General features: G+C 65.1%; 7 protein-coding genes. 1 reads left to right on the forward strand and 6 read right to left on the reverse strand.

The genetic code is table 11. From position 1 onward, the window contains the following. The 6 genes from flgK to EOA60_RS39720 all read right to left on the reverse strand — a co-directional run. On the reverse strand, nt 1–1,025 hold a 1,025-nt coding region (gene flgK, locus EOA60_RS15870; protein ID WP_128311580.1), incomplete at its 3' end, for a flagellar hook-associated protein FlgK. A gap of 32 nt (nt 1,026–1,057) precedes the next feature. Beyond that, entirely contained in the window at nt 1,058–2,314 is a 1,257-nt protein-coding gene (locus tag EOA60_RS15875; protein ID WP_067002423.1) for a flagellar hook protein FlgE, read from the reverse strand. Between the two features lie 91 nt (nt 2,315–2,405). Continuing rightward, nucleotides 2,406–3,074: a response regulator transcription factor gene (locus tag EOA60_RS15880; protein WP_067002421.1), complete on the reverse strand. Its 669-nt coding sequence runs from the start codon at nt 3,072–3,074 to the stop codon at nt 2,406–2,408. 221 nt (nt 3,075–3,295) lie between these two features. Further along, nucleotides 3,296–3,886 carry a transglycosylase SLT domain-containing protein gene (locus EOA60_RS15885; protein WP_127241481.1) on the reverse strand — a complete coding sequence of 197 codons (591 nt, stop codon included), beginning with the start codon at nt 3,884–3,886 and terminating at the stop codon, nt 3,296–3,298. Continuing rightward, the gene (locus EOA60_RS15890) at nt 3,816–5,213 is read right to left on the reverse strand and encodes a flagellar hook-length control protein FliK (protein ID WP_095823395.1); all 1,398 of its coding nucleotides are present in this window, start codon (nt 5,211–5,213) and stop codon (nt 3,816–3,818) included. Before EOA60_RS15890 ends, EOA60_RS15885 begins: the two co-directional genes overlap by 71 nt. Continuing rightward, complete coding sequence (locus tag EOA60_RS39720) at nt 5,210–5,338, reverse strand: hypothetical protein (protein ID WP_281060746.1); 129 nt, start codon at nt 5,336–5,338, stop codon at nt 5,210–5,212. The genes EOA60_RS15890 and EOA60_RS39720 overlap by 4 nt, the downstream gene beginning before the upstream one ends. Before the next feature lie 33 nt (nt 5,339–5,371). Here EOA60_RS39720 and EOA60_RS38250 point away from each other — a divergent pair. After that, nucleotides 5,372–5,744 (forward strand): hypothetical protein (locus tag EOA60_RS38250; protein ID WP_206628142.1); only part of this gene is annotated, 373 nt, incomplete at its 3' end.

Consider the following 5,744-nt stretch of genomic DNA (forward strand, 5'->3'; position numbering starts at 1 on the left):
GCGTTGACGCTGATCGAGCCGGCGAGGCCGTCGACCAGGGTGCCGGCAGCGGGAATAGCCGGCGCGCCGGACCAGGTGAACAGGCCTGCGGCGTTGGGCTGAGACGGCGCGGTCTCGGCAAATGCCGTGATCAGGCCGCGCGCGATCTCGTCAAGCTGGCTCTGCATTGTCGCGGCAACGCCGTCGCGCAGCTTCAGCATGCCGGCAAGCTTGCCGTCGGCGCTGGTATTGTCGCCGGTGCCTGCAGAAAGCGGCACATTGTCGATATAGATCGTGTTGCCGGGCGTGCCGGCGGTGTAGCCGGCCGAGGGCGTGAAGGTCACCGACCGCGGCACCGTCTCGAACAGCGTCGTGCCGTCCTTGGTGGTGATGACCATGTCGTTGTCGCCGCGCGTGAAGGTCGAGACCGGGACATATTCGGCGATCTTCTTGAGAAGCGCGTCCCGCTGGTCGAGCGCGTCCGACACATCCGTGCCGGAGCGCGTGCCGGCGATGACGGCCTTGTTGGCGTCCTGGAACTGGCTGAGCAGCGAGTTGAGATCGTCGACGGCGGTGGCGATCTGGCCGTCCGTCTGGGTGCGGAAATCCTGGATCGCCGTGGTGCCGTCGTTCAGCGAGCTCACCACCTGCTTGGCCGCGTCGATGACGCTGGCGCCGAGATTCTGGTTCGACGGCGTGGTGGCGTAGAGCTGCAGCGCCTGCTGCAGATTGCCGATCGCGGTCGACGCAGACGATGCATTGTCGACACCATTAACCGATAGGTCGAGCTGATCCATGCCGCTGTAAAGCGCGCTCTGGCCGCTCCATGCCGACAGCGCGGAAAGGTTCTGCCGGAACAGAAGATCATTGGCGGCGCGCTGTATCTCCACCGATCGCGCGCCGGGCGCCGTGCTGGTGACGACGGCGACGCGACGGGCATAGTCCGGGTTGGACGCGTCGGCCACATTGCGCGACACGACGCTGGTTTGCTTGGATGTGGCCAGGAGCGCCGACTGGGCGATGCTTAATGCGGTGGAAAGCGACATGCGGGTCTTTCACGGGCTGGCGCCCGATGGGGTTATCTCTTCAGGTTGACCAGGACGTCCATCAGGTCGGAACCGGTCTGGAAGACCTTCGAGTTGGCGGTGTAGCTGCGCTGCGCCGCAATCATGTTGGTCAGTTCCTCGGCGATATCGACATTGGAATTTTCGAGCGCGCCCGAGACAACCGAGCCAAGCTTTCCTTCATTGGCAAAGCCGATGCGAACAGCGCCTGAGTCCGCGCTCTGCACATAGACGTTGCCCGGCATCGCGGTGAGGTTGTCGGGGCTCTGAACGTCGGCCAGCGGGATCTTGTAGAGCGGCTTGGTGGAGCCATCCTCGAATTGGGCGTAGATGACGCCGTCCTGGCTGATCTGGATCTTTTCGATCGTGCTCGGCGCATTGCCGTTGACGTTGGCGTCGGAGACCGTGAAGCCGGTTCCGAGTTGCGTCAGCTTGGAGAGGTCGAGGTTGAGAGTCGACCCGTTCGGCACCGTGAAGGACACGCCGGTAGTCGCGCCGGTGAGCTTGCCGGTGGTGGTGTCGAAGGTGAGATTGGCCGAACCCAGCGCGCCGCCCGCATAGGGGAACGACGTGCCGGCCGTGGCCTTCGACTGATCGAACACCGAGACCTGCCAGGTGCCGGTGCCGGTGTTGGTGAAATAGACGTCGAGCAACACCTTGTTGCCGAGATTGTCGTAGGCGACCAGCGACGATTTCGACGTGTATTGTGACGAGGTGCTGTTGTCGGTGGGTAGGTTGCCGGCGGTGACAGCGGTGGCGCCAGCCGGCAGGTTGCCGGTGAATGTCCCTTCCGTGCTCGGCGTCGCCGTCATCTCCTGATCGGAAATCTGCACCGGCACGAGGCCTTCGAAGCCGTTGGCGGTCGCGGCCGGATCGCCGTTGGCGTAGCTGTAGGCCATCAGCTGGTAGCCGGCGGCGTTGACGAGGCGTCCTTGAGCGTCCGGAACGAAGGCGCCGGCGCGGGTGAGATAGGGCGTTCCGCTCGGGTCCTGCACGACGAAGAAGCCGTCGCCGTTGACGGCGAGGTCGGAGACCGAAGTGGTGTATTGCAGAACACCCTGCGAGCTGACGGCCGAGCGGATCGTCGTCGTGACGCCACCCGAATTATAGGCGCCGCCGGTGCTGGGCATGATCAGCGTCGAGAATTCGGCGGAGGAGCGCTTGTAGCCGGTGGTGTCGGAATTCGCGATGTTGTCGGCCACCGTGGACAAGCGGTTGGCCTGGGCGTTCATACCGGAGACGCCGGTGCGCATCATTCCGTAGAGGCTCATCGATACATCTCCTCGGTGCCTTTCTGAGAGGCTACAAAACTAAGCCTCGTGTCTTGCGCGAGGCTGGCGCGGGATGTGCCGGCGACGACCATCAAAACACTAGCCGGTAGCCGAGGAACCTCTTGGAATCGATCGGGTCGTGGCCGAGCTTCTCACGCAATTTCTTGCGCAGCTTCGAGATGTGGCTCTCCACCACGTTCTCCTCGACCTCCTCGTCGAAGATGCCGTAGATGGCGTTGAACACCTGCGTCTTGGTCACGCGCCGGCCGCGATTGCTGGCCAAATACTCCAGGATGCGCCGCTCGCGACGCGGCAGCGGCAGCGGCTCGCCGTCGATCTCCGGGTCGCGCCCATCCATGAAGATGCGCATCGAGCCGACCTCGGTGTAGGCGGCCTCTTCGCGGGCGCGGCGGCGGATGGCGGTGATGCGGGCGAGGATCTCGCGGATGTGCACGGGCTTGCGGACGACGTCGTCGACGCCGCTCTCGAAGAGCCTGAGCGTGTGTTCCAGCGAGTGCTGTTCACTGAGCGCGATCACCGGCGCCCCGGTGCGGTCGCGGATCTGGCGCGGCGAGATGGCGCCCTCGCGGCAGTCGCCGATAAGGAAAGCCCTGACCGATCTTAAATCCGTGTCGGCGGCAGAGTTCACCCACTCGCCGAACTCGCCTGGCGCGAAGCCGGCGGTGGCGACGCCCTCGCGATCGAAAAGTGAGCTGTAGCCCTCAGTTACGAGCTCGCGCTCATCAACGATCACGATCATCGGCCCGCCCTCCGAATCATCTCACTTGCCCCGTGCGGAAAGCGGTATCCGGTGCGGTGAATCCTGAAAAACCGTCATTTCTTGTAGCTATTTTCTTGGGAGTTTTTTTGGGAGCCGTAATAAAGCCGGCCGTGAAGGGTCAATTCGCGGCACTGGATAGAGGGCTGCCGGCTGCCGCTGTGAACCCCCTCGCGGCGGACTAAAGGGCATATCTTGAGCAACTATTGGTTGCAGAACGCGCTGGCGTTCGGCGTCCATTTGCCGAAGCCGGTGGCGACCATGTTGGTGATGACGCGGCAGACATACACCTTCTGCGCCGGGTCGTTGTCGGGGCCGGCATGATAGCGGGCGACGGCCATCGACCAAGTCATGTGGCGCGCGTGGAGGCTCGCCAGGAAGCGCGCGGCGTAGTCGACGTTCTGGTGCGGGTCTAGCATGTCCTCGACGCTGCGGAACTGCGCGCCATGATAGCGATGATTGATCTGCATGCAGCCGAGATCGATCAGCGTCTTGCCCTCGCGGCGGGCATTCTCGAACGTCGCCAGCGCTTCGCCCCTGCTGCGCGGAAAAACAGCCTTTCCTTCTACATTCAAAGCATTGGGCTGAAGGCTGCCCTTCTTTCCCGTTTCGGTCAGGCCGACCGCGTAAAGGATACCGGCCGGCACGCCATAGCGATCGGCGGCGCGCAGGATTTCCGGCTCGCAAGGATTGGGCGCGGCTTTGGCGACGGTCGCGGCCAGACTAGATATAGATATCGTCGCCAGCGCGCTCGCGAAGAGGCGAAGCAGCGCGGCCGAATTCCTGTGCGCCATTGCCGTTGTTCCTTCCCGGTTGCCGATCGCCGCCGGCGCTGTTGCCGCCCGAGTTCCCGGGCTGGAACGAAGGCTGTTCGCGGCCCGTGGACATCGGCGGCGCGCCGCTCGCTTCGACGCGACCGGCCGAATGGACCGCTATCGAGGGTTGCATGATGGTGACGTGATCGACGTCGAAACCAAGACTGCGGAGCGACTTGACGATGGCGTCGCTGTCGGCGGTCAGACGGCGGTACGCCTCGTGCGTTTCCGGCTTCATCTCGATCGAAAGTTGCTCTCCGGAAAGACGCAGGCTGGCGGTGACCGTGCCGAGGTCAGCCGGGTGGAGTTCGATCTTCAGGACATGTGTCGAAACGGCAACAGAGTTGGTCGCGTGCGAGCCGATCGGGCCGCTCGAGTAGGCCTGCTGAACGCCGCTGTCCGAGGCGATCGCCTCGGCCAGCGCCGATACCGTCTGGCCGAAGGCGTTTTGGGCCGGCGCGGGGAAGCTCTGCTGGCTGACCACATCCAGGCGCCCGGCGGCAGAGGATGGCTTGGCTTGATTGTTCGATGCGAGGGCTTGCGCCGTTTGCGCGGTCTTCTGGGCGGCCGCCGGACGCCAGCCTTGCGGCGTCGTTGCGTCGGTTGCGGCTCCTTGCGTTCCAGACAGGATGTCGTCCTTGCGGATCGACATGTCCGGGCCCGGACCAGCGCCGGCCGGTTTCTGTCCGAAATCGGGCCCGGGCTTCTCGGTCGCCATCGTCGCGCGACCGGATCGCGGCAACGGCTCGCTGCCTTCGGAAGCGTCGGCCAACATGCGTTTGCCTTGACGGATCGCCAGCTGCGAAGACGCGGCCTGACCGATCGAGGGCTGGGTTCCTGCCTCTCCCTCGACAGAAGATCCACCGCGCTCGGCATTTGTCGACGTTGCGAAGTGGCGGATGTCGCCCAGCGCCATCAGCAGGGGCAAACCGTCCTGAAGCGGAGCGCTATCTGACGATTGCGCCGCCGCATCGGCATCGTCCGTGGCCTTTGCATGGTCAGCCTCGGCGCCATTCTTCGCGCCCTTTCCGGCCGCTGGCTTCGGCGCGGCAGTCTTGTTCTGGCCATCCTCATCGGGTCGTGGCTTGGGCGAACCGGCGAGGGCGCGCCGCGCCGGCTGCGCATCGGAAGACACAGGTTCGGCGGGATGCTTTGCCTGCCGCGCCGATTGTTCGGCGCCATACACCATCTCGCCAAAATTCGCGCCGTTTTCCTTGCCGTCGGCAGGATGCTGCCGCGATTGGACCTGGGCGGATGCAAGTCCCGGCGTGGCCTGGCTCACGCTGTTCATTTGGGCGCTGGTCATTTGGGAGCGGCTCCGAGTAGCTGGTCGATCTGGTCGAGCTGGCGGCGCGCTTTGAGCATCGCGGCATCGGTGGGATCGTGCGGATCGAGGCTTGCTGCGGCCGCCGGCGTGGATGCAGGCGGCACGGATGGCGTTTCGGGCTGCGCAGGAGCGGAGGCTTGAGCCTCGGCCGCGGCCTGAGCCGTCGTCGGCGGAGCCGGCGGCGCGGACGTTGCGGCCGGCGCGTCCGCCGGCTTGACCGGGGCCGGCTGCTCGGCCATCGCGCCTTCCACCGGGGGCAACCCTTCGGCGTCGGCCTGGCTCGCAGCCTCGGTTTCAGCGGGTTTCGCGGCATCGCTTTTGGCCGGACCGGCCTCCGTCTCATTCATGGCGGCCGCACGCACAGGAGCGACGACCTCGCCGGCAACGGCAAAGGCAATCAGGACGACCCGCGCGCAGTGCTCTATTCGAGCCTATCCACGGTGACATCGGCCACGATCGACGATGTGCGCGCGGGTCGTCCTGATTGCCTTTGCCGTTGCGGCCCTGCTC

The sequence above is a fragment of the Mesorhizobium sp. M1A.F.Ca.IN.020.06.1.1 genome, from assembly GCF_004023265.1.
Classification (GTDB): domain Bacteria; phylum Pseudomonadota; class Alphaproteobacteria; order Rhizobiales; family Rhizobiaceae; genus Mesorhizobium.